This window comes from Streptomyces sp. SID4985 (assembly GCF_009863025.1).
GTDB lineage: Bacteria > Actinomycetota > Actinomycetes > Streptomycetales > Streptomycetaceae > Streptomyces.
In genome coordinates, this window is the sequence record NZ_WWIR01000575.1 from 1 (window position 1) to 19,581 (window position 19,581).

The 19,581-nt window shown below is 71.8% G+C and carries 18 protein-coding genes and 1 pseudogene; 14 read left to right on the plus strand and 5 right to left on the minus strand.

What is annotated here, in order from left to right:
* Window positions 1–502, plus strand: a pseudogene (locus GTW40_RS24630) (hypothetical protein); the annotation flags it as partial.
* 38 nt (window positions 503–540) lie between these two features.
* Here GTW40_RS24630 and GTW40_RS24635 read toward each other — a convergent pair.
* Entirely contained in the window at window positions 541–2,673 is a 2,133-nt protein-coding gene (locus tag GTW40_RS24635) for an MMPL family transporter (protein ID WP_161182360.1), read from the minus strand.
* Between the two features lie 83 nt (window positions 2,674–2,756).
* On the opposite strand from GTW40_RS24635, the gene GTW40_RS24640 reads away from it, so the two are divergent.
* The 10 genes from GTW40_RS24640 (at window position 2,757) to GTW40_RS24685 (ending at window position 10,536) form a co-directional block, all read left to right on the plus strand.
* Complete coding sequence (locus GTW40_RS24640) at window positions 2,757–3,272, plus strand: MarR family winged helix-turn-helix transcriptional regulator (RefSeq protein ID WP_161182361.1); 516 nt, start codon at window positions 2,757–2,759, stop codon at window positions 3,270–3,272.
* Window positions 3,273–3,315: 43 nt separating this feature from the next.
* Complete coding sequence (locus GTW40_RS24645; protein ID WP_161182362.1) at window positions 3,316–3,828, plus strand: GNAT family N-acetyltransferase; 513 nt, start codon at window positions 3,316–3,318, stop codon at window positions 3,826–3,828.
* A 96-nt stretch (window positions 3,829–3,924) separates the two neighbouring features.
* The gene (locus tag GTW40_RS24650; protein WP_161182363.1) at window positions 3,925–5,229 is read left to right on the plus strand and encodes an alpha/beta fold hydrolase; all 1,305 of its coding nucleotides are present in this window, start codon (window positions 3,925–3,927) and stop codon (window positions 5,227–5,229) included.
* Window positions 5,230–5,255: 26 nt separating this feature from the next.
* The gene (locus GTW40_RS24655) at window positions 5,256–5,891 is read left to right on the plus strand and encodes an MBL fold metallo-hydrolase (protein ID WP_161182364.1); all 636 of its coding nucleotides are present in this window, start codon (window positions 5,256–5,258) and stop codon (window positions 5,889–5,891) included.
* Between the two features lie 51 nt (window positions 5,892–5,942).
* Window positions 5,943–6,722 carry an exodeoxyribonuclease III gene (locus GTW40_RS24660; RefSeq protein WP_161182365.1) on the plus strand — a complete coding sequence of 260 codons (780 nt, stop codon included), beginning with the start codon at window positions 5,943–5,945 and terminating at the stop codon, window positions 6,720–6,722.
* 16 nt (window positions 6,723–6,738) lie between these two features.
* Window positions 6,739–7,158, plus strand: coding sequence for a DUF6278 family protein (locus GTW40_RS24665; protein ID WP_161182366.1), 420 nt, complete (start codon window positions 6,739–6,741; stop codon window positions 7,156–7,158).
* Between the two features lie 153 nt (window positions 7,159–7,311).
* A complete protein-coding gene (locus GTW40_RS24670; protein ID WP_161182367.1) occupies window positions 7,312–8,055 on the plus strand; it encodes an amino acid ABC transporter ATP-binding protein in 744 nt (247 codons plus the stop codon).
* 17 nt (window positions 8,056–8,072) lie between these two features.
* The gene (locus tag GTW40_RS24675; protein ID WP_161182368.1) at window positions 8,073–9,005 is read left to right on the plus strand and encodes a glutamate ABC transporter substrate-binding protein; all 933 of its coding nucleotides are present in this window, start codon (window positions 8,073–8,075) and stop codon (window positions 9,003–9,005) included.
* A gap of 11 nt (window positions 9,006–9,016) precedes the next feature.
* Window positions 9,017–9,661, plus strand: a complete 645-nt coding sequence (locus GTW40_RS24680; protein WP_161182369.1) for an amino acid ABC transporter permease — start codon at window positions 9,017–9,019, stop codon at window positions 9,659–9,661.
* Entirely contained in the window at window positions 9,658–10,536 is an 879-nt protein-coding gene (locus tag GTW40_RS24685; RefSeq protein ID WP_161182370.1) for an amino acid ABC transporter permease, read from the plus strand. The genes GTW40_RS24680 and GTW40_RS24685 overlap by 4 nt, the downstream gene beginning before the upstream one ends.
* A 46-nt stretch (window positions 10,537–10,582) precedes the next feature.
* On the opposite strand, the gene GTW40_RS24690 is transcribed toward GTW40_RS24685, so the two are convergent.
* Window positions 10,583–12,151, minus strand: a complete 1,569-nt coding sequence (locus tag GTW40_RS24690) for an alpha/beta fold hydrolase (RefSeq protein WP_161182371.1) — start codon at window positions 12,149–12,151, stop codon at window positions 10,583–10,585.
* 132 nt (window positions 12,152–12,283) lie between these two features.
* On the minus strand, window positions 12,284–13,039 hold the full coding sequence (locus tag GTW40_RS24695) for a hypothetical protein (protein ID WP_161182372.1): 756 nt from the start codon (window positions 13,037–13,039) through the stop codon (window positions 12,284–12,286).
* Between the two features lie 142 nt (window positions 13,040–13,181).
* Between GTW40_RS24695 and ggt the strand changes: the two genes are divergently transcribed.
* Window positions 13,182–14,978, plus strand: a complete 1,797-nt coding sequence (ggt, locus tag GTW40_RS24700) for a gamma-glutamyltransferase (RefSeq protein WP_161182373.1) — start codon at window positions 13,182–13,184, stop codon at window positions 14,976–14,978.
* Window positions 14,979–15,000: 22 nt separating this feature from the next.
* Here the strand turns inward: ggt and GTW40_RS24705 are convergent, their stop codons facing one another.
* Together GTW40_RS24705 and map are read right to left on the minus strand one after the other, a co-directional pair.
* Complete coding sequence (locus GTW40_RS24705) at window positions 15,001–17,577, minus strand: ATP-dependent Clp protease ATP-binding subunit (RefSeq protein WP_161182374.1); 2,577 nt, start codon at window positions 17,575–17,577, stop codon at window positions 15,001–15,003.
* Window positions 17,578–17,793: 216 nt separating this feature from the next.
* Window positions 17,794–18,570 carry a type I methionyl aminopeptidase gene (gene map, locus GTW40_RS24710; protein WP_161182375.1) on the minus strand — a complete coding sequence of 259 codons (777 nt, stop codon included), beginning with the start codon at window positions 18,568–18,570 and terminating at the stop codon, window positions 17,794–17,796.
* A 33-nt stretch (window positions 18,571–18,603) separates the two neighbouring features.
* On the opposite strand from map, the gene GTW40_RS24715 reads away from it, so the two are divergent.
* Complete coding sequence (locus GTW40_RS24715) at window positions 18,604–18,855, plus strand: helix-turn-helix transcriptional regulator (protein ID WP_161182376.1); 252 nt, start codon at window positions 18,604–18,606, stop codon at window positions 18,853–18,855.
* A gap of 282 nt (window positions 18,856–19,137) precedes the next feature.
* Window positions 19,138–19,581 (plus strand): nitrilase-related carbon-nitrogen hydrolase (locus GTW40_RS24720; protein WP_275564639.1); only part of this gene is annotated, 444 nt, incomplete at its 3' end.

Genomic DNA, 19,581 nt, shown 5'->3' on the forward strand with positions numbered 1-19,581 from the left:
GCTGGCCACCGACGCCGCCGCCCGCGCGCACGCCCTGCTCACCACCGGCCGTGACCCGGTGGGCGGGCTGACCCTGTGGCAGGACGCGGTGCGTCTCGCGGCCGCCCGCCCCGGTTCCGGCCTGACCGCCGCGACCCGCGCGCTGTACGCCACGCTGGCCTCGGCTGCGGGCCGTATCCCCTCCGACCTGGCCCGCGCGGTGGCCGCCTGGCGGCAGGGCGGGCTCGCGGGACTGGACGTCCTGGAGGAGCCGTGGAACCCCCCGGCGGGCCGCTTCGACCGGGCACGCCCGCTGCTGATAGCTGCCGGACTGCCCCCGTTCCGCCCCTGGCACAACCACCTCACGCACCCGCTCGGCCATGTCCAGCTCCGCTTCGGCCGGGACGGCCTCTGGTACGCCTACGAGTCCGAGCCGGGCCAGGACGACTGGTGGCCCCGGGGCACCCCCGCCCTCGACCCGGTCGACGCCCTCACCGGACTGGACGCCCTGGCCGGCCTCTGACGGGCCACCGGGGCGCGCGCCCTCAGGCCCCGACGTCCTCAGACCCCGGCGCCCTCCACCCCGTTCGCCGAGTGCGCGCCGGGCACGGCGGCGGCGCCGTCGCGCGGCAGGACACTGGGCCACCAGGCCCGCGGACCGATGTCGAGCACCATGGCCGGGACCAGGAGCGAGCGCACCACCAGGGTGTCAAGGAGCACGCCGAAGGCCACGATGAACGCGATCTGCACCAGGAAGGCCAGCGGGATCACCGTCAGCGCGGCGAACGTCGCGGCCAGCACCACCCCGGCCGAGGTGATCACCCCTCCGGTCGTGGTCAGACCGCGCAGCACGCCCTGCCGGTTGCCGTGGACGAGCGCCTCCTCCCGCACCCGGGACATCAGGAAGATGTTGTAGTCGACGCCCAGCGCCACCAGGAACACGAACCCGTACAGCGGCACCGACGCGTCCGCGCCGCCGAAGCCGAACACGTGCGTGAACACGAGCGAGGAAACGCCGAGCGTCGCCAGGAAGTTGAGCCCCACCGTCGCCACCAGCAGCACCGGTACGAGCAGGGAGCGCAGCAGCAGGACGAGGATCAGCAGGATGATCCCCAGCACGACGGGCACGATGACGGTGCGGTCCCGGGCGGAGGTCCGCTGGGTGTCGTATTGCTGGGCCGTGTAGCCGCCGACCAGCGCGTCGGCGCCGGGCACCGCGTGGACCCGGGCGCGCAGCCGCTCGACCGTCCGCTTGGCGGCGTCGCTGTCCGCCGCGTCCTTGAGGGTGGCGTCGATGCGGACCCGCCCGTCCACGACCTTCGGCGCCCCGCCGCCGGGCCGTCCGGACACCGTGACGGCGGCCGCCGAGGCCACGCCGTCGGTGGCCCTCGCCGCAGCGGTCACCTGGGCGGCCCGGCCGGAGTCGGCGATGACGACGGCCGGATTGCCCGACCCGCCGGGGAAGTGCTCGCCCAGCGTCTTCTGCGCGGCGACCGACGGGGCGTCGTTCACGAAGATCTCGTCGAGCGGCACACCCTTCGCGGACAGCGTGGGGGAGAAGGCCGCCAGCACCGCGAGACCGAGCGCGGTCACCACCCATACCGCGCGCGGGCGGGCGCCCACCTCGCGGGCGACGCGGTGCCACACGCCGTGCCCCTCCACGGAGGCGTCCGACGTCTTGGGCCGGGACGGCCAGTAGGCGGCGCGGCCCAGCAGCGCCAGTACGGCCGGCAGGAAGGTGAGCGCGGAGAGCACGGCGCAGACGATGCCGATCGCGCCGACCGGCCCGAGCGCGCGGTTGTTGGTGAGGTCGCTCGCGAGCAGGGCCAGCAGCGCGAGCGCGACGGTGGCGGCGCTCGCGGTGATCGCGCCGAACGACCTGCGGGCCGCCGCCACCGCGGCCGAGGCCCGGTCCCGGCCCGTCGCCAGTTCCTCGCGGAACCGCGCGGCAAGGAGCAGCGCGTAGTCGGTGGCGGCGCCGATCACGAGGATGGAGAGGATGCCCTGGACCTGTCCGTCCACGCGGACCACGCCGTGGTCGGCCAGCGCGTAGACGACCGCGCACGCCAGTCCGAGGGCGAACACCGCGCCGAAGATGATCACGAAGGGGAGCAGGACGCTCCGGTAGACGAGGAGCAGGATCAGCAGCACGGCGCCGAGTGCCACGCCCAGCAGCAGCCCGTCGATGCCCGCGAACGCGTCCCCGAGATCGGCCTGGCTCGCCGCCGGGCCCGCGATCTGCGCCGTCGTCCCCGGTACGCCGCGCGCGGCCTCGCGCACCGAGTCCAGTACGCCGGGCAACCGGTCGCCCAGGTCCGGCCGCAGCTGGACGACGGCCTGCAGCGCCTTCCCGTCCTCGGAGGGCAGCGCGGGCGACGGCGCGCCGACGATCCCGGTCCGCCCGGCGAGCGCTCCGACGGTCCGGGTGGCGGTCGCGCGCCGGGCGTCCGTGATCCGGTTCCCGTCCGCCGTCCAGACGATGATCGCGGGCAGGGTCTCCGCCTCGTCGAACGCCTCGCGGGCCTTGAGCACCTTGGTCGATTCCGCGCTCTGCGGCAGGAAGGCGGACTGGTCGTTGGTGGCGACCTCGCCCAGTTTCCCGGCGTAGGGCCCGAGCGTTCCGCCCACGCCGAGCCAGACGAACAGCAGGACGAGCGGCACGAGCCAACGCGTCCAGCCGGGTGCCGCTCTCATATGTCTCTCCCCGGGAAGATCGATGCGACCAGATGAGTCATTCATAAAGTATCTCAATGATCGAGTAACCCTATACTGGGGCGATGCACGGGACCGAACACGCCTCGCCGTCTCTTCCGGCGGACGACCCCGCGGGGTTGCAGTCCTTCGCGGTCCTCCTGCGCCGGCTCAACGGCGAGTTCAACCGCATCGCCCACGAGTTCGCCCAGACCCAGGGCCTCCACCTCACCGACGTCCAGGCGCTCGTCGCGATCCTCGACGCCGATCCCGAGGAAGGCCCCATGACGCCCGGGCGGCTGCGCCGACAGCTCGACCTCACCTCCGGCGCCATGACCGCCTGCCTGGACCGCCTGGAGCGGGCGGGACACATCCGGCGCGTCCGCGCGGACGACGACCGCCGCGTCGTCCATCTGCACTACGCGGAGGCGGCCAGGGGCGTCGCCCGGGACTTCTTCCGGCCCCTGGCCCAGGGCACCGAGGCCGCGCGGCAGCGCTTCAGCCCCGCGGAGCTGGGCGTGGTCTCCCGCTTCCTCGAGGAGATGAACCGGGAACTCGCCCTCCTGCGCAGTGGCCCCGGCTCCGGGCCGTCCCGCCGCTGACCCCACCGACCGGAACGGCGAACGCCCCGACAGGAGGCTCCCGTTGCACCTGCGCGATGTCACCCCGCACGACGTCGACGCGTACCTACGGATGCGCTGCGACCCCGTCATGATGGCCGGCCTCGGCGGCCCGCTGCCCCGCGAGGGCATGGCCGACAAGGTCCGCCGGGACGCCGAGCAGGCGGCCGCCGACCGCGCCTGGATCAAGATGATCGTCCCGGACCCCGCCGACCCCGGCACGGTCGCGGGGACCGTCACCCTCTGGTCGCACGACACCCCCCACGGACCGATGTCCGAGATCGGATGGATGGTGCTGCCCGAGTTCCAGGAGCGCGGGCTCGCCAAGCGGGCGGTCCGCACCCTGCTCGCGCGGGTCCGCGAGCAGGACCGCTGGGGCACCGTCCACGCCTTCCCCGCGACGGACAACGCGCCGTCCAACGGCATCTGCCGCTCCCTCGGCTTCCACTTCGTCGCGGAGACCGACGTGGACTTCGCCGGGCGCGTCCTGCGCACCAACCACTGGACCGTGGACCCCCGGCAGCCGCCCCGCACGTGAAGACCGTGTGAGGATTCCCCGCCGATCCCCGGGGACGCGCCGCCCGCACCGCCCCCCACGAAACGGGCACACCCGACCGGCGGTTAGCGTGGTGCGGTGAGTGAGAAGAAGACCCCTGCCCTCCAGTACCGGTTCGACGGCCCCGAAGACGCCCCCGTGATCGTTCTCGGGCCCTCCCTCGGGACGACCTGGCACATGTTCGACCGTCAGGTGCCCGAACTGGTCAAGCAGTGGCGGGTCTTCCGGTTCGACCTGCCGGGACACGGCGGCGCCCCCGCCCACCCGGTCGGCTCCGTCGGCGAGCTGACCGACCGGCTGCTGGCCACGCTCGACGCGCTCGGCGTACAGCGCTTCGGCTACGCGGGCTGCGCGCTCGGCGGCGCCGTCGGTCTCGAACTGGCGCTGCGCCACCCCGAACGGCTCGCCTCGCTCGCGCTGATCGCCGCCTCGCCGCGGTTCGGCACCCCCGACGAGTTCCGCCAGCGCGGCGTGATCGTACGGACCAACGGGCTCGACCCCATCGCCCGCAGCGCGCCCGAGCGCTGGTTCACCGGCGGGTTCGCCGCCGCGCAGCCCGCCATCACCGAGTGGGCGGTGCAGATGGTGCGCACCACCGACCCCGGCTGCTACATCGCCGCCTGCGAGGCACTGGCCGCCTTCGACGTGCGGCCCGCGCTGGGCCGGGTCGGTGTGCCCACGCTCGTGCTTGTCGGCTCCGAGGACCAGGTCACCGGGCCCGCCGAGGCCCGCACGCTGGTCGCCGGGGTGCCCGACGCCCGGCTCGCGGTCGTCCCCGGCGCCTCCCACCTGGTGCCGGTCGAGCAGCCCGCCGCCGTCACCGACCTCCTCGTACGCCACTTCTCCACCGCCTGGCAGCAGTCGTACGAGACCGGCCAGACCGCCCTGCCGGCCGCGCCCGCCGTCCCCGCGCTCGCCGCGCCGCCGCAGCCGGTGCCGGTCGCGCCGCTCGCCGAGATCGCCCCCGCGCCCGTCGCCGCACCGCAGCAGTCGCCCGGTATGGCCGACCGGTACGAGACCGGGCTCAAGATCCGCCGCGAGGTGCTGGGCGACGCGCACGTGGAGGGGATGTTCGCGGAGGCCGACGCCTTCTCCGGCGACTTCCAGGAGTTCGTCACCCGCTACGCCTGGGGCGAGATCTGGGACCGCCCGGGCCTGGACCGCAGGTCCCGCAGCTGTGTCACGCTCACCGCCCTCGTCGCGGGCGGCCACCTGGAGGAGCTGGCCTTCCACATCCGCGCGGCGCTGCGCAACGGCCTGACCCCGGCCGAGATCAAGGAAGTGCTGCTCCAGGCGGCGGTGTACTGCGGCGTCCCGGCCGCGGCCGGTGCCTTCCGGGTGGCCCAGCGCGTCATCCGCGAGGAGACCACGCCCGCCGAGTAGGCGCCCGAGACGACAGGATGGACACCATGAGGTTCACCAAGAAGTCCCACGCGTGCGTACGCCTGGAGAAGGACGGGCGGACGCTCGTCATCGACCCCGGCGGCTTCAGCGAGACCGACGCCGCGCTCGGCGCCGACGCGATCCTGATCACGCACGAGCACCCGGACCACTTCGACGAGGGCCGCCTGCGCACCGCCATGGAGGCGAACCCGCAGGCGGAGATCTGGACGCTGAAGTCCGTGGCCGACCAGATCTCCGCCGCCTTCCCCGGCCGCGTCCACACCGTCGGCCACGGCGACACCTTCACGGTCGAGGGCTTCGACGTCCAGGTCCACGGCGAACTGCACGCGGTCATCCACCCGGACATCCCGCGCATCACCAACGTCGGCTATCTGATCGACGGCGGCAAGGTCTTCCACCCCGGCGACGCCCTCACCGTCCCCGACCAACCGGTGGAGACCCTGCTGCTCCCGGTCATGGCCCCGTGGAACAAGATCGCCGAGGTCATCGAGTACGTCCGCGAGGTCGAGCCGCAGCGCGCCTACGACATCCACGACGCGCTGCTCACCGACCTCGCCCGCCCGATCTACGACCGCCAGATCGGCGCCCTCACCGGCGCCGAACACCTGCGCCTGGCCCCGGGGGACGACGCCCGCCTCTGAGCCCCGCCGCCCGAAGACCCGTTGTCACACCCGGCGGGTAGGTTGTGGAACATGCGCATCGCCACCTGGAACGTGAACTCGATCACCGCCCGTCTGCCCCGGCTCCTCGCCTGGCTGGAGAGCAGCGGCACCGACGTGCTCTGCCTCCAGGAGGCCAAGGTCGCCGAGGAGCAGTTCCCGGTCGAGGCCCTGCGCGAGCTGGGCTACGAGTCGGCGGTCCACGCCACAGGGCGGTGGAACGGCGTGGCGGTGCTCTCCCGCGTCGGCCTGGAGGACGTGGTCAAGGGCCTGCCCGGCGACCCCGGCTACGAGGGCGCCCAGGAGCCCCGCGCCGTCTCGGCCACCTGCGGCCCGGTCCGCGTCTGGTCGGTGTACGTGCCCAACGGCCGCGAGGTGGACCACCCGCACTACGCGTACAAGCTGCAGTGGTTCGAGGCCCTGAAGGCGGCCGTCGCCGGTGACGCGGCGGGCGGCCGCCCCTTCGCGATCCTCGGGGACTACAACGTCGCGCCGACGGACGACGACGTGTACGACCGCGCCGCCTTCGAGGGCTCCACCCATGTCACCCCCGCCGAGCGCGCCGCCCTCGCCTCCCTGCGCGAGACCGGTCTGACCGATGTCGTGCCCCGCCCGCTGAAGTACGACCACCCCTACACGTACTGGGACTACCGCCAGCTCTGCTTCCCGAAGAACCGCGGCATGCGCATCGACCTGGTCTACGGCAACGCCCCCTTCTCCGGAGCCGTCAAGGACGCCTACGTGGACCGCGAGGAGCGCAAGGGAAAGGGAGCGTCGGATCACGCGCCGGTGGTGGTCGACCTCGACGTGTGATGCCACGCTGGGGGGCATGAACATTCCGTTCCTGTGGGCCCGGCACCGCAAGAGCGGTGCCGCGGCGCTGCCGGCCGACCCCGAGGCCATCGCCGCGCTGCTCTCCGAGTGCGAACTGCTGCGCTCCCAGGCGGAACAGGCGGGCTTCCGCCTGGACGACACCCCGGCCTCCCTGGAGGCCCTGGACCAGCTGCTCCCGCGCTGGCGCGACGACGCCGAGCTGCTGCCCTGGCTGGGGAACGACGCCGGGCTCTATCTCGGCACCGTCGTCGTGCGCACCGTACCCGGCGCGGCCTGGCACCTCCGTGAGGACGGTGAGGCCGTGCTGCGGCTCGCCTCGGGCCGGGAGGTGGAGGTCGTGGAGTGCGGCCGCGAGTGGGCCTCCGGAGGCGTCCCCGAGCTGTCCCAGCTGTACGCGGAGCTGTCCGAGGTCTGAACCCCGCCCCGAGCCCCGCCACAGCCGGGCGTGTAAATACGGCTAATGCCCGAAAGGCGCGTGTCGTCCATCCGTGTGGCGAGCGGCTGGATAGTTTGCGGCCAGTACGACCACGGCTGAGTACGACACGGCTGAGAGTGAGTAGGGCTGCGGATGGCCGTCGATCCGTTGATCGAACTGCGCGACGTCAACAAGTACTACGGGGATCTGCACGTCCTCCAGGACATCGACCTCACGGTGGGCAAGGGGGAGGTGGTCGTCGTCATCGGCCCCTCGGGGTCGGGCAAGTCGACGCTGTGCCGGGCGATCAACCGGCTGGAGACCGTCGAGTCCGGCACGATCTCCCTGGACGGTGAGCCACTGCCCCAGGAGGGGCGGGCGCTGGCGCGGCTGCGCGCCGAGGTCGGCATGGTCTTCCAGTCGTTCAACCTCTTCGCCCACAAGACCGTCCTGGAGAACGTCTCCCTCGCGCAGATCAAGGTGCGCGGCCGCAAGAAGGCCGACGCCGAGCGCCGCTCGCGCGAACTCCTCGACCGGGTCGGTCTTCTCGCCCACGCCGAGAAGTACCCGGCGCAGCTCTCCGGCGGCCAGCAGCAGCGCGTGGCCATCGCCCGCGCCCTCGCGATGGACCCCAAGGCGCTGCTCTTCGACGAGCCCACCTCCGCCCTCGACCCCGAGATGATCAACGAGGTCCTGGAGGTCATGCAACAGCTGGCCCGCGAGGGCATGACGATGATCGTCGTCACCCACGAGATGGGCTTCGCCCGCTCCGCCGCCAACCGGGTCGTCTTCATGGCCGACGGCCGGATCGTGGAGGACCGCACCCCGGAGGAGTTCTTCACCGCTCCGCGCAGCGAGCGCGCCAAGGACTTCCTGTCCAAGATCCTCAAACACTGACCGGGGGAGTGCGTTCCATGTCCCGCGACACCCGTGCGCGCCGCGCCCGGCTGCTGTCCGTCCTGCCCGTGCTGCTGGCCCTGCTGGCTCCGCTCGCCGCCTGCGGCAAGGACGGCAGCCCGCCGACCAAGGGCCCCGCCCCCGAGCAGCTCCCGCACTACTCGGTCGACCACAACTTCACCCTGCCCGACTCCCCGACGTGGAAGCGGGCGAAGAAGCGCGGCCACTTCGTCGTGGGCGTCAAGGAGGACCAGCCCTACCTCGGCGAGAAGGACCCGGCGACCGGCGTCTACTCGGGCTTCGACATCGAGATCGCCAAGATGCTCTCCGCCTCCCTCGGCTTCCCCGGCGACAGCGTGCGCTTCCGCACCATCGCCTCCGCCAACCGCGAGACGGCCCTGCAGAACGGCCAGATCGACTACTACGTCGGCACCTACACCATCAACGACAACCGCAAGAAGCTCGTGGGCTTCGCGGGGCCGTACTACATGGCCGGCCAGTCCCTCCTGGTCCGCAAGGACACCGACGACATCCACGGCCCGCAGGACCTCGACGGCAAACGCGTGTGCTCGGCGGCCGGTTCGACGCCGTACCAGCGCATCAAGGAGGACTTCCCGAAGGCGATCCTGGTCGCCTACGACACCTACTCGGTGTGCGTCGACAACCTGCTCACCTATCAGGTCGACGCGGTCACCACCGACGACGCGATCCTGATCGGCTACGCGGCCAAGGCCCCCGACGAACTCAAGGTCGTCGGCAAGCCGTTCTCCCAGGAGCCCTACGGCATCGGAGTCCCCCACGGCGACAACGCCCTGCGCTTCGCCCTGGACGACGCCCTCGCCGCCCGGGAGAAGAACGGCGACTGGAAGAGGGCGTACGACGCGACACTCGGGCTGTCCGGTGTGCCCGCCCCCCAACCTCCGCCGATCGACCGCTATCCGGCGAGCTGACCGAGGACGGCATGAACGTACTGACAGACAACTTCGCCGTGTACGGCGAGGGTTTCCTCGGCACGGTCGAACTGACCGTCTACGCATCCCTGTTGGCTCTCGTCCTGGGCTTCCTGATGGCGTCCTTCCGGGTCGCGCCGGTGGCCTCGCTGCGGGTCTTCGGCACCGTGTGGGTGACCGTGCTGCGCAACACCCCGCTCACCCTGCTGTTCTTCGCGGTGCTGCTCGGACTGCCCCGCTTCGGAATCGTGCTGCCCTTCCAGGTGTTCGCGGTCATCGCGCTCGGCTGCTACACCTCGGCGTTCATCTGCGAGGCGCTGCGCTCCGGCATCAACACCGTGCCCCGGGGTCAGGGCGAGGCCGCCCGCAGTCTCGGCATGACCTTCTCGCAGACCCTGAGCGTGGTCGTGCTGCCGCAGGCGTTCCGCTCGGTGATCCCGCCCGTCGGCTCGACCCTGATCGCGCTCGCCAAGAACTCGGCCATCGCGGGCGCCTTCAGCGTCAACGAACTCCTCGGCACCTACAAGACGCTGAGCGAGCTGGGCTACAACATCGTCTGGATCTTCGTCTGGATCGCGGTCGGCTACCTGATCATCACCCTCGCGATCAGCGCCCTGTTCAACCTCCTCGAGCGCAAGTGGGGAGTCGCCCGATGACCGGCACCACCGCCCTCTACGACGTCCCCGGCCCCGGCACCCGGCGCCGCCACGCCCTCTACGCCGCCCTCTCCACGGCCGTGCTGCTCGGCCTGGTCGCCTGGGGGCTGTATCTCCTGTTCGCCACCGACCAGTTCACCTACACCAAGTGGATGCCGTTCGAGTACAAGGGCATCCAGGAACTGCTGCTGCGCGGCCTCGGCAACACCCTCAAGGCGTTCGCCATGGCGGCCGTGCTCTCGCTGGCCCTCGGCGGGGTGCTGGCCGTCGGACGGCTCTCCGACCACCGCGTGGTGCGCTGGCTGGCCACGCTCGTCGTGGAGTTCTTCCGCGCGATGCCCGTCCTGGTCATGATTTTTTTCATCTTCGTGGCGCTCAAGGTGCAGCCGCTGCCCGCGCTCGTCGCCGGACTGACCCTCTACAACGGCTCGGTGCTCGCCGAGGTCTTCCGCTCCGGCGTCAACGCCGTCGAACGCGGCCAGCGCGAGGCCGCGTTCGCGCTCGGGATGCGGAAGACCCAGGTCATGACGTACGTCCTCGCACCACAGGCGGTGCGGGCCATGTTGCCCGCGATCATCAGCCAGTTGGTGGTCGCGCTGAAGGACACCTCGCTCGGCTTCCTCATCACCTACGAGGAGTTCCTCCACGCCGGGAAGCTCATCGCCTCGAACCTCGACTACGATTTGCCGTTCATCCCCGTGGTGATGGTGATCTCGCCGATCTACATCGGGATGTGCATGTTGCTCTCGTGGTTCGCCGGCTGGGTGGCCCGCCGGGAGCAGCGCAGTCCCAAGACCGAGGCCGTGGCGGTCGCCGAGGCCGGTCCTGGGGCACTGCTGCCCGGTGGGGAGCCACCCACGGCGCCGAAGCCGTGAAGGGCGGCAGATCAACGGGCCATGCTCGTCCGGCGGCAGCCGGAGATCACTGCTCGCGCAGGGGGACCGACACGTACGACGGGTCGGCCTCCGGCGAGGAGAAGGTCAGCTGCGCGCCGGACGGGTTGTGCTCGATGTAGAGCGGGTCGACCGTGTCCACGACCAGCGCGAGCCGGTGCCCGGACGGCACGTCGTACGCCGTCGAGAACAGGTCCAGGTCCACACCGAACGGCTTGCCTGGCGCCTGCCCGTGCCAGGTCAGCGGGGCGTGCGTGACCAGCTTGCCGATCCCGAGCGGACCCACGTCGTACAGATAGGCCACCAGGGTGCCGCTCTCGGCGGTCGGGGTGAGCGTCGTGTGCAGCCGTGCGGTGCCGCGCACGCGCTGCGGGGCCGCGTACCGCTCCGACTGCCACACGGCCGCCCAGCGGCGCGGCAGCAGCGGGATGGAGGCCATCGGCGGCAGCTTGGCGAACTGGTCCAGGGCGCCGGAGAGCAGCACGACCCCGCCGTCCGCGCCGGAGTCGACGTTCGCGTGGATGGTCCTGGTGCCGGTGAGCGCGAGCTTGCGCTCGGTGGCGGCGACCGACTTCCAGTCCGGGTAGCCCTCGTAGCCGCCCGCGTCGCGGGACTCCAGCTGGACCGGCCGCTCGCGGTCGATGCCGTTGTCCACGCCGCGCAGATAGTGGTCGAACCAGCGGGCAGTGTCCGTCCACACGTCGTTGGGCAGCCCGAACAGGCCGGTCAGCTCCGGGGTGGCGTGGTCGCCGGGGCGCAGTTCGAGACGCTTGGGGCCGGTCAGCTTCTCGTAGAAGTCGGCGTACTGGTTGACCGGGAAGACCGAGTCGTTCCAGGCGCCCGCGAGCAGGACGGCGGGCTTGCTCTTGTTCAGCCGGTCCAGGTAGGAGGCCGCCGAGCGCCGGTCGCCCCACGCGGTCAGCTCCTGCTCGTGGGAGAGATCGGAGGCGTAGAAGCTGTCGAAGATCCCGCGCAGTTCGGGGCCCTCGCGGCCGGTGACCAGGCCCGCGCCGTCCAGGAGGGCGCCCGCCTGGACGTGCTGGGTGCGACCCGAGTAGATCGAGCCGATCAGGTCGGCCCACCCGCTGAGCGCCGCCACGGCCTTGACGCGCGGGTCGTGGGCGGCGGCGAGCAGGCTGATGCCCGCGCCGTAGGAGACGCCCGCCATGCCGATGCGGTCGGGGTCGGCGGGGGTGTTGGCCAGCGCCCAGTCGATCACCTTGGAGGCGTCCGCGAGGTCGGGCGGCCCGGCCACCTCGATCTCGCCGCCGGACTGCCAGAAGCCGCGCACGTTGTAGGTGAGGACCACATAGCCGGACTCGGCGAGCCTGCGGGCCTGGGCGAGGTACTGCACCTGGGGCAGGCCCCAGCTGGTGGGGAGGACGAGGAGGGGATGGCGGCCGACGGCGGTGTTGTCCGGGGGCGTGACGACGTTCGCCTTGAGGACGATGCCGCCCTCACCCGGAATGTCGACGAACCGTACAGACGGGGCGGCCGCCTGGGCCGCCGGGGCCAGTCCGACGAGGGCCCCGGCGGCCAGCGCCGCCGAGACGGTGCCGACGGCGCAGGTGCGCAGGGTGCGGTGGGGGGATCGCATGGGTCACTCCTGACGCGTGCCAGTGCAAAGTGACCCGAGGGTAGTGGGCGGTTGCCAACGCAAGTAACCCGTCGGTAAGTTACGTACGGGTAAAGGTTATTGGGCGTGACTGTTGAACGCGAGCGGTGAACGCTACGACGCCTGGGGCGCCGGTCGCGCCTCTTCCTCGGCAACCGGGAACGGCGCCTGCGCGGCCCGCGTCACATCGGCCACCAGCTCCACCAGATCCGGGCCGTACGCCTGGGAGTTGACCACCTTCAGCAGCAGCACGAACGGGCCGTTGCCGTGCTTGCGGGCCAACTTCGGTTGATTGCGGGCCAGATAACGCGTCGCCGCCTGGTTGGTGATGGCCCGCTGCCCGCAGAACAGGAACACCGGCCGCGTCTCACGCCCCGCCGTCACCTTCGCGAGCAGCACGTACTCGGTCGTGCCCGGCTCCATCCGGTACGTCTCCGAACCGATGCGGAACGCGCCCCGGTTGGGCCCCTTCTCCTTCTCCGTGTTGACCCGGATGCCGGGCAGCAGCGCCGTCATATGCGCCTGCATCCGCCGGTTGGACGCCGGACCGCCCACACAGAACTCGGTGCGCTCCCCGAACCCCTGATGGGTCGCGTCCTGCGTCACCACCTGGAAATGCGCCCCGCACTCCTTGATCAGCGCGGACAGTTCGAGCAGCGCGAACACGTCGAAGCGGTGCACGGCGGGCTCGGTCGCCGCCGGGTCACGATTGACGACGAGCAACGACTCCGCGTTCTCCGGCAGCCCGAAGAACGCCTGCTTGCGCCGCAGCCTGCGCCGCCACAGATAGGTGCGGGCGAGCCAGCCGAGCGCCGCGCTGACGCCGGCGGCTATGACACCCAGGACGATGTTCCGTACGTCGTCGTTCATGGCCGGGCAGCCTATCGGGCCCCGGCCCCCGCCTCGTACCGGCGTTCGGTCTGTGGCGGTCGTGTGACAGGGGGCGGAGGCGTACTGTCGAGACATCCCCGATCCGGTTACGCTGCGCGGACGTCACCCCCGGGAGGTACGCATGACACGTCCTGGCACGCGCGGGCTCGCGGTGGCCGCCGTCTCGGCCGCCGTCCTGTCGACCGTGGCGGCGGGCCCGCCGCACCCGGGCGGACAGCCCGCCAAGACTCCCGTCGCCGTCGGTTACGGCGGCGCGGTCGCCAGTGTGGACGCCGACGCCACCGCCGCGGGGATCGAGGTACTGAGGAAGGGCGGCAACGCGGTCGACGCGGCCGTCGCGACCGCCGCCGCGCTGGGCGTCACCGAGCCCTACTCGGCGGGCATCGGCGGAGGCGGCTACTTCGTCTACTACGACGCCAAGTCCCGTACGGTGCGCACCATCGACGGCCGCGAGACCGCCCCGCTGACCGCCGGGAGCGACCTCTTCCAGGAGAACGGCAAGCCGCTCGCCTTCGCGGACGCCGTCAGCAGCGGGCTGAGTGTGGGTACGCCCGGCACGCCCGCCACTTGGAGTGCGGCGTTGGACAAGTGGGGTACGCGGTCGCTGGCGAACGTCCTCCGGCCGGCCGAGCGGATCGCCCGTGACGGCTTCACCGTGGACTCCACGTTCCGCTCGCAGACCTCCGACAACGAGAAGCGGTTCCGCTACTTCCCGGACACCGCAAGGCTGTTCCTGCCCGGCGGTCAACTGCCCGTCGTGGGATCGACGTTCAAGAACCCGGAACTGGCGCGTACCTACCAGGAGTTGGGGCGAGAGGGTGTCGGCGCGGTCTACAAGGGCGACCTCGGACGGGACATCGTCTCGACCGTCAACAAGCCACCCGTGGACCCCGGTTCGGGCTGGAACGCCCGTCCCGGCAGGCTCTCCGCGAAGGACCTCGCCGCCTACCGTGCCAAGCCGCAGAGTCCGACGGAGACCGGGTACCGGGGCCTGAAGGTGTACTCCATCGCGCCCTCCTCCTCCGGTGGCACCACCGTCGGTGAGGCTCTCAACATCCTTGAGAACACCGACCTTTCGCGTGCGAGCGATGTGCGCTACCTCCACCGCTTCATCGAGGCCAGCCGGATCGCCTTCGCCGACCGGGGCCGCTGGGTGGGCGACCCGAGCTTCGAGAACGTACCCACCAAGGACCTGCTCTCCCAGCGGTACGCCGACTCGCGCGCCTGCCTGATCAAGGACGAGTCGGTCCTCGCCAGCCCGCTCGCCCCCGGCGACCCCCGCCACCCGGCCGCCTGCGGCAAGGGCGGCAAGGCCGCGCCGACGACCTACGAGGGGGAGAACACCACCCACCTCACCACCGCCGACAAGTGGGGCAACGTCGTCTCCTACACGCTCACCATCGAGCAGACCGGCGGCAGCGGCATCACCGTGCCCGGCCGGGGCTTCCTGCTCAACAACGAGCTGACCGACTTCTCCTTCGCCCCCGCCGACCCGGCCGTCCACGACCCCAACCTGCCGGGCCCGGGCAAGCGGCCGCGCTCCTCCATCTCCCCGACGATCGTCCTCGACCGGCACGACCGTCCCGTGGTCGCCCTCGGCTCGCCCGGCGGCGCCACCATCATCACCACCGTGCTCCAGACCCTCACCGGGTTCGTGGACCGGGGCCTGCCCCTGGTCGACGCCATCGCCGCACCCCGCGCCAGCCAGCGCAACGCGGCCCAGACCGAACTCGAACCCGCCCTGTACGACAGCCCGTTGAGGGCGCGTCTCGAAGCCATCGGGCACAGCTTCAAGCTCAACCCGGAGATCGGCGCCGCGACCGGCGTCCAACGCCTGCCGGACGGCCGCTGGTTGGCGGCCGCCGAGAAGGTACGGCGCGGAGGCGGCTCGGCGATGGTGGTGCATCCGGCGCCCTGACGTCAGGCTCCGGTTCCGCGGCTCACGGCGCGGCCGGCCGGACCTGCTCCCGGTTCTCGACCTCCTCGATCCGGAAGTCCAGTCCGTCGTCGGCCGTGTCCACCGTCACCCGCCCGCCCTCGGCGACCTCGCCCCGCAACAGCAGCCGCGACAACTGGTTGTCGACCTCGCGCTGGATGGTGCGGCGCAGCGGGCGGGCGCCGTACTCGGGCTGGTAGCCGCGCTCGGCCAGCCAGTCCACGGCCGCGTCGGTGAAGTCCACCGTCACGTCCCGGGCCCGCGCCAGATCGCGCGTGCCCTCCAGCAACAGGTCGGTGATCCGCCGCAGTTGCTCGCCAGTGAGCTGCCGGAAGACCACGATCTCGTCGATGCGGTTCAGGAACTCCGGTCGGAAGTGCTCCCGCAGCGGCCGCAGGATCTGCTCGCGCCGCGCCTCCTCGTCGGCGTCCTGCCCGCCGGGCCCGAAGCCGATCGAGGCACCGCGCCGGGTGATGACGTCCGACCCGAGGTTGCTGGTCATCACGATCACCGTGTTGGAGAAGTCCACGGTGCGCCCCTGGGCGTCGGTCAGACGGCCGTCGTCCAGCACCTGGAGCAGGATGTTGAACACGTCCGGGTGGGCCTTCTCCACCTCGTCCAGGAGCAGCAGCGAGTACGGATGCCTGCGCACGACCTCGGTGAGCTGCCCCGCCTCCTCGTGCCCCACATAGCCGGGCGGCGCCCCGATCAGCCGGGAGACGGTGTGCCGCTCCTGGTACTCGCTCATGTCGAGGCGGACCATCCGGTCCTCGCTGCCGAACAGGTCCTCCGCGAGCGCCCGCGCCAGCTCGGTCTTGCCGACGCCGGTCGGACCGAGGAACAGGAAGCTGCCGATCGGCCGGTCCGGGCTGGCCAGGCCCGCGCGCGAACGCAGCACCGCGTCGGCCACCACCCGTACCGCCTCGTCCTGGCCGACCACCCGCTGGTGCAGATGGTCCTCCAGACCGAGCAGCCGCTCCTTCTCCTCCTGGGTCAGCCGGCTCACCGGGACACCGGTCTGCCGGGAGACCACCTCGGCGATGGCCTCCGCCGTGACCTCCAGGTTCTGGCCCTCGTCCGCCTCGCCGTCGTCGCTGGCCGCGATGCGCTCCTTCAGCTCCACGATCCGGTCGCGCAGCCGGGTCGCTTCCTCGTACTGTTCGCTCGCGACCGCCTGGTCCTTGTCCCGGACCAGCTGCTCGGCCTCGCGCTCCATCGCGCGCACGTCCGTGCCCTTGGTCCGAGCGCCGAGCCGTACCCGGGCGCCCGCCTGGTCGATCAGGTCGATCGCCTTGTCCGGCAGCCGCCGGTCGGTGAGATAGCGGTCCGACAGCTCCACGGCCGCCGACAGCGCCTCGTCCGTGTACCGCACCTGGTGGTGGGCCTCGTAGCGGTCCTGGAGTCCGCGCAGGATCTCCAGCGCGTCCTCGGGCGTCGGCTCCGGCACCAGGATCGGCTGGAAGCGGCGGGCCAGCGCCGCGTCCTTCTCGATCCGCCGGAACTCCTCCAGCGTCGTCGCGCCCACGATGTGCAGTTCGCCCCGGGCCAGCGCGGGCTTGAGGATGTTCCCGGCGTCCATCGCGCCGCCCTCGCCGCCCGTGCCCGCGCCGACGACCGTGTGCAACTCGTCGATGAACACGACCAGTTGATCGGAGTGGGCGCGGATCTCCTGCACGATGTTGTTCAGGCGTTCCTCGAAGTCGCCCCGGAAGCGGGTACCGGCCACCACCGCCGTCAGGTCCAGCGCCACCACCCGGCGCCCCTCCAGACCCTCCGGCACATCACCGTCCGCGATGCGCTGCGCCAGGCCCTCCACGACGGCCGTCTTGCCGACGCCCGCGTCACCGATCAGCACCGGGTTGTTCTTGCCGCGCCGGGACAGGACCTCGATGGTCTGCTCGATCTCCTTCTCCCGCCCGATCACCGGGTCGATACGGCCCTGGCGGGCCAGCTCGGTCAGATCGCGGCCGTACTTGTCGAGCGTCGGTGTACCGGTCGGCTGCGGGCGCTCCACGCGCACCTGCGTGGGGCCGCCGACGCCCTCCGGTGGCGGGGGCGGCAGCGGGCCCGCGCGGAACCGGGCCGCGTTCAGGATGTGCCCGGCCGCCGAGTCCGGGTTCGCGGCGAGCGCGCTCAGCACGTGCTCGGGGCCGATGTACCCGGCACCGGTCGACCTCGCCATGTCGTGCGCGTCGAGCAGCGCCCGCTTGACCGCCGGGGTCAGGGACAGCGCGGTGGGCGGCACCTTGCCCTGCGGGTGCTGGGAGGGGCCCGCGCGGCCGTCTATCTCCGTCGCCAGCGAGTCGGGGTCCGCGCCCGAGCGGGTCAGCAGGCTCCGGGTGGGCTCGCTGGACAGGGCGGCGCGCAGCAGGTGCTGGGTGTCCAGGTCCCGGCTGCCGTGCTCGGCGGCGTACTGCGCGGCCCCTCTGACCAGCTCGCGGGCCGGCTGGCTGAGCAGGCGGCCGATGTCGATGGGGCGGGGGCCGGGCTGCCCTGGAGCGCCGGGGGCTCCGCCGAAGTAGCGGGAGAAGAGTTCCCCGAAGGGGTCGCCCTCGGGGGGACCGGTGTAACCGCTGGTCATCGTTTCCGTCCTTCGCCGGCAGTGTGCGGAGAGGCCGGGGGCCACTTCTGCCAACTCTGGCACGAGCTTCTGCGAAGGGCACCTGCGGGCGCTTACGGTGGGGGCGGGTTGAGGGCGGCTTGCGCGTGCGGGTCGTGGTGGGTTCTCGCGCAGTTCCCCGCGCCCCCTTGCAGGTGGCTTGGGGCGGCTTTCGGGTGCGGGTCGTCCGTGGCCCCTTTAGGTCGGCTGTCGCGAGGTCAGGATTCGGGGGCCGTTCTCCGTGATCGCCACCGTGTGTTCCGCGTGGGCCGCGCGGGAGCCGTCCGAGGTGCGGAGGGTCCAGCCGTCTTCCGCCTCGTAGTACGCGTTCTTGCCGCTGGCGATCAGCATGGGTTCGATCGCCAGGACCATGCCGGGGCGGAGGGGGATACCGCGGGCGGGGCGGCCCTCGTTGGGGACCTCGGGGTCTTCGTGCATGTGGCGGCCGATGCCGTGGCCGCCGAAGCCGGAGGGGATGCCGTAACCGGCCCGGCGGCAGGTACGGCCGACGGCGTGGGCGATGTCGCCGATGCGGTTGCCGACGACGGCCGCCTCGATGCCCGCGGCCAGCGCGCGTTCGGCGGTCTCGATCAGGCGCAGGTCCGCCGGGTCGGGGCGGCCGACCACGAAGCTGATCGCGGAGTCACCGGCCCAGCCGTCCAGCAGGGCGCCGCAGTCCACGGAGAGCAGGTCGCCGTCGCGCAGCCGGTACGCGGTCGGGATGCCGTGCACGATCGCGTCGTTCACCGAGGCGCAGATCACCGCCGGGAACGGGGTCGGCGCGAAGGAGGGGCGGTAGCCGAGGAAGGGGGACGTCGCGCCCGCCTCGCGCAGCACCTCGCGGGCGACCTCGTCCAGCTCCAGCAGGCTCACGCCGACTCCGGCGGCCTGTCGTACGGCCGTCAGGGCGCGGCCGACCACCTGGCCGGCCGCGTACATCGCGTCGATCGACGCGTCCGTCTTGAGTTCCATCATGCCAATTACTATACCGGTATTAGAATGGGTGCCATGGTGCGCACCCCCCTCACCCCAGAAGAGCGCGAACGCGGCGAACGGCTCGGCGCGCTGCTGCGCGCGGCCCGTGGCCCCCGGAGCATGGCCGAGGTCGCGGCGGCGGCCGGGATCTCCGCCGAGACGCTCCGCAAGATCGAGACCGGCCGGGCCCCCACCCCGGCCTTCTTCACCGTGGCGGCCCTCGCCGGGGCGCTCGGGCTGTCCATGGACGAGTTGGCGGCCCTCTGTGTCCTCGTGAGTGCCTGAGGCGGCGCCGTGAGTGCCTGGGGCGGCGCCGCGCGTGCGTGACGCGGGCCGCAAACCGCGCGTAGCCGGGCCGTAACACCGCTGGTGTTGGCTACCCGTCGGAGAGGCGTGGTCGTCACGGCGCACACCCACGCGCTCACCCACCGGAGTGTGAATCGAGATCGACTCAGCGGGTTGCCGACGATGGTCTTGGCAAGGGCGTCCAGGAGGCTTACTTTCGTCCCTCTACGGGCCGTTTCTGCGGGCGTGGAGGGCTCGGACGCCGCGTCGAAGGAGCAGCTCATGGCCAACGTCGTACGTGCCGCACTGGTCCAGGCCACCTGGACCGGCGACACCGAGTCCATGATCGCGAAGCACGAGGAGCACGCCCGCGAGGCCGCGCGCCGGGGCGCGAAGATCATCGGCTTCCAGGAAGTCTTCAACGCCCCCTACTTCTGCCAGGTCCAGGAGCCCGAGCACTACCGCTGGGCGGAACCGGTCCCCGACGGCCCGACCGTGACGCGGATGCGGGAACTGGCCCGCGAGACCGGCATGGTGATCGTCGCCCCCGTCTTCGAGATCGACGGCTCGGGTTTCTACTACAACACCGCCGCCGTGATCGACGCCGACGGCAGCTACCTCGGCAAGTACCGCAAGCACCACATCCCCCAGGTCAAGGGCTTCTGGGAGAAGTACTACTTCAAACCCGGCAACCTCGGCTGGCCCGTCTTCGACACCGCCGTCGGC

Coding starts and splice junctions, on each gene's coding strand:
- GTW40_RS24635 (WP_161182360.1), bottom strand. CDS start 2,673: ATGAGAGCGGCACCCGGCTGGACGCGTTGGCTCGTGCCGCTCGTCCTG.
- GTW40_RS24640 (WP_161182361.1), top strand. CDS start 2,757: ATGCACGGGACCGAACACGCCTCGCCGTCTCTTCCGGCGGACGACCCC.
- GTW40_RS24655 (WP_161182364.1), top strand. CDS start 5,256: ATGAGGTTCACCAAGAAGTCCCACGCGTGCGTACGCCTGGAGAAGGAC.
- GTW40_RS24660 (WP_161182365.1), top strand. CDS start 5,943: ATGCGCATCGCCACCTGGAACGTGAACTCGATCACCGCCCGTCTGCCC.
- GTW40_RS24665 (WP_161182366.1), top strand. CDS start 6,739: ATGAACATTCCGTTCCTGTGGGCCCGGCACCGCAAGAGCGGTGCCGCG.
- GTW40_RS24670 (WP_161182367.1), top strand. CDS start 7,312: ATGGCCGTCGATCCGTTGATCGAACTGCGCGACGTCAACAAGTACTAC.
- GTW40_RS24675 (WP_161182368.1), top strand. CDS start 8,073: ATGTCCCGCGACACCCGTGCGCGCCGCGCCCGGCTGCTGTCCGTCCTG.
- GTW40_RS24680 (WP_161182369.1), top strand. CDS start 9,017: ATGAACGTACTGACAGACAACTTCGCCGTGTACGGCGAGGGTTTCCTC.
- GTW40_RS24685 (WP_161182370.1), top strand. CDS start 9,658: ATGACCGGCACCACCGCCCTCTACGACGTCCCCGGCCCCGGCACCCGG.
- GTW40_RS24690 (WP_161182371.1), bottom strand. CDS start 12,151: ATGCGATCCCCCCACCGCACCCTGCGCACCTGCGCCGTCGGCACCGTC.
- GTW40_RS24695 (WP_161182372.1), bottom strand. CDS start 13,039: ATGAACGACGACGTACGGAACATCGTCCTGGGTGTCATAGCCGCCGGC.
- ggt (WP_161182373.1), top strand. CDS start 13,182: ATGACACGTCCTGGCACGCGCGGGCTCGCGGTGGCCGCCGTCTCGGCC.
- GTW40_RS24705 (WP_161182374.1), bottom strand. CDS start 17,577: ATGACCAGCGGTTACACCGGTCCCCCCGAGGGCGACCCCTTCGGGGAA.
- map (WP_161182375.1), bottom strand. CDS start 18,570: ATGATGGAACTCAAGACGGACGCGTCGATCGACGCGATGTACGCGGCC.
- GTW40_RS24715 (WP_161182376.1), top strand. CDS start 18,604: ATGGTGCGCACCCCCCTCACCCCAGAAGAGCGCGAACGCGGCGAACGG.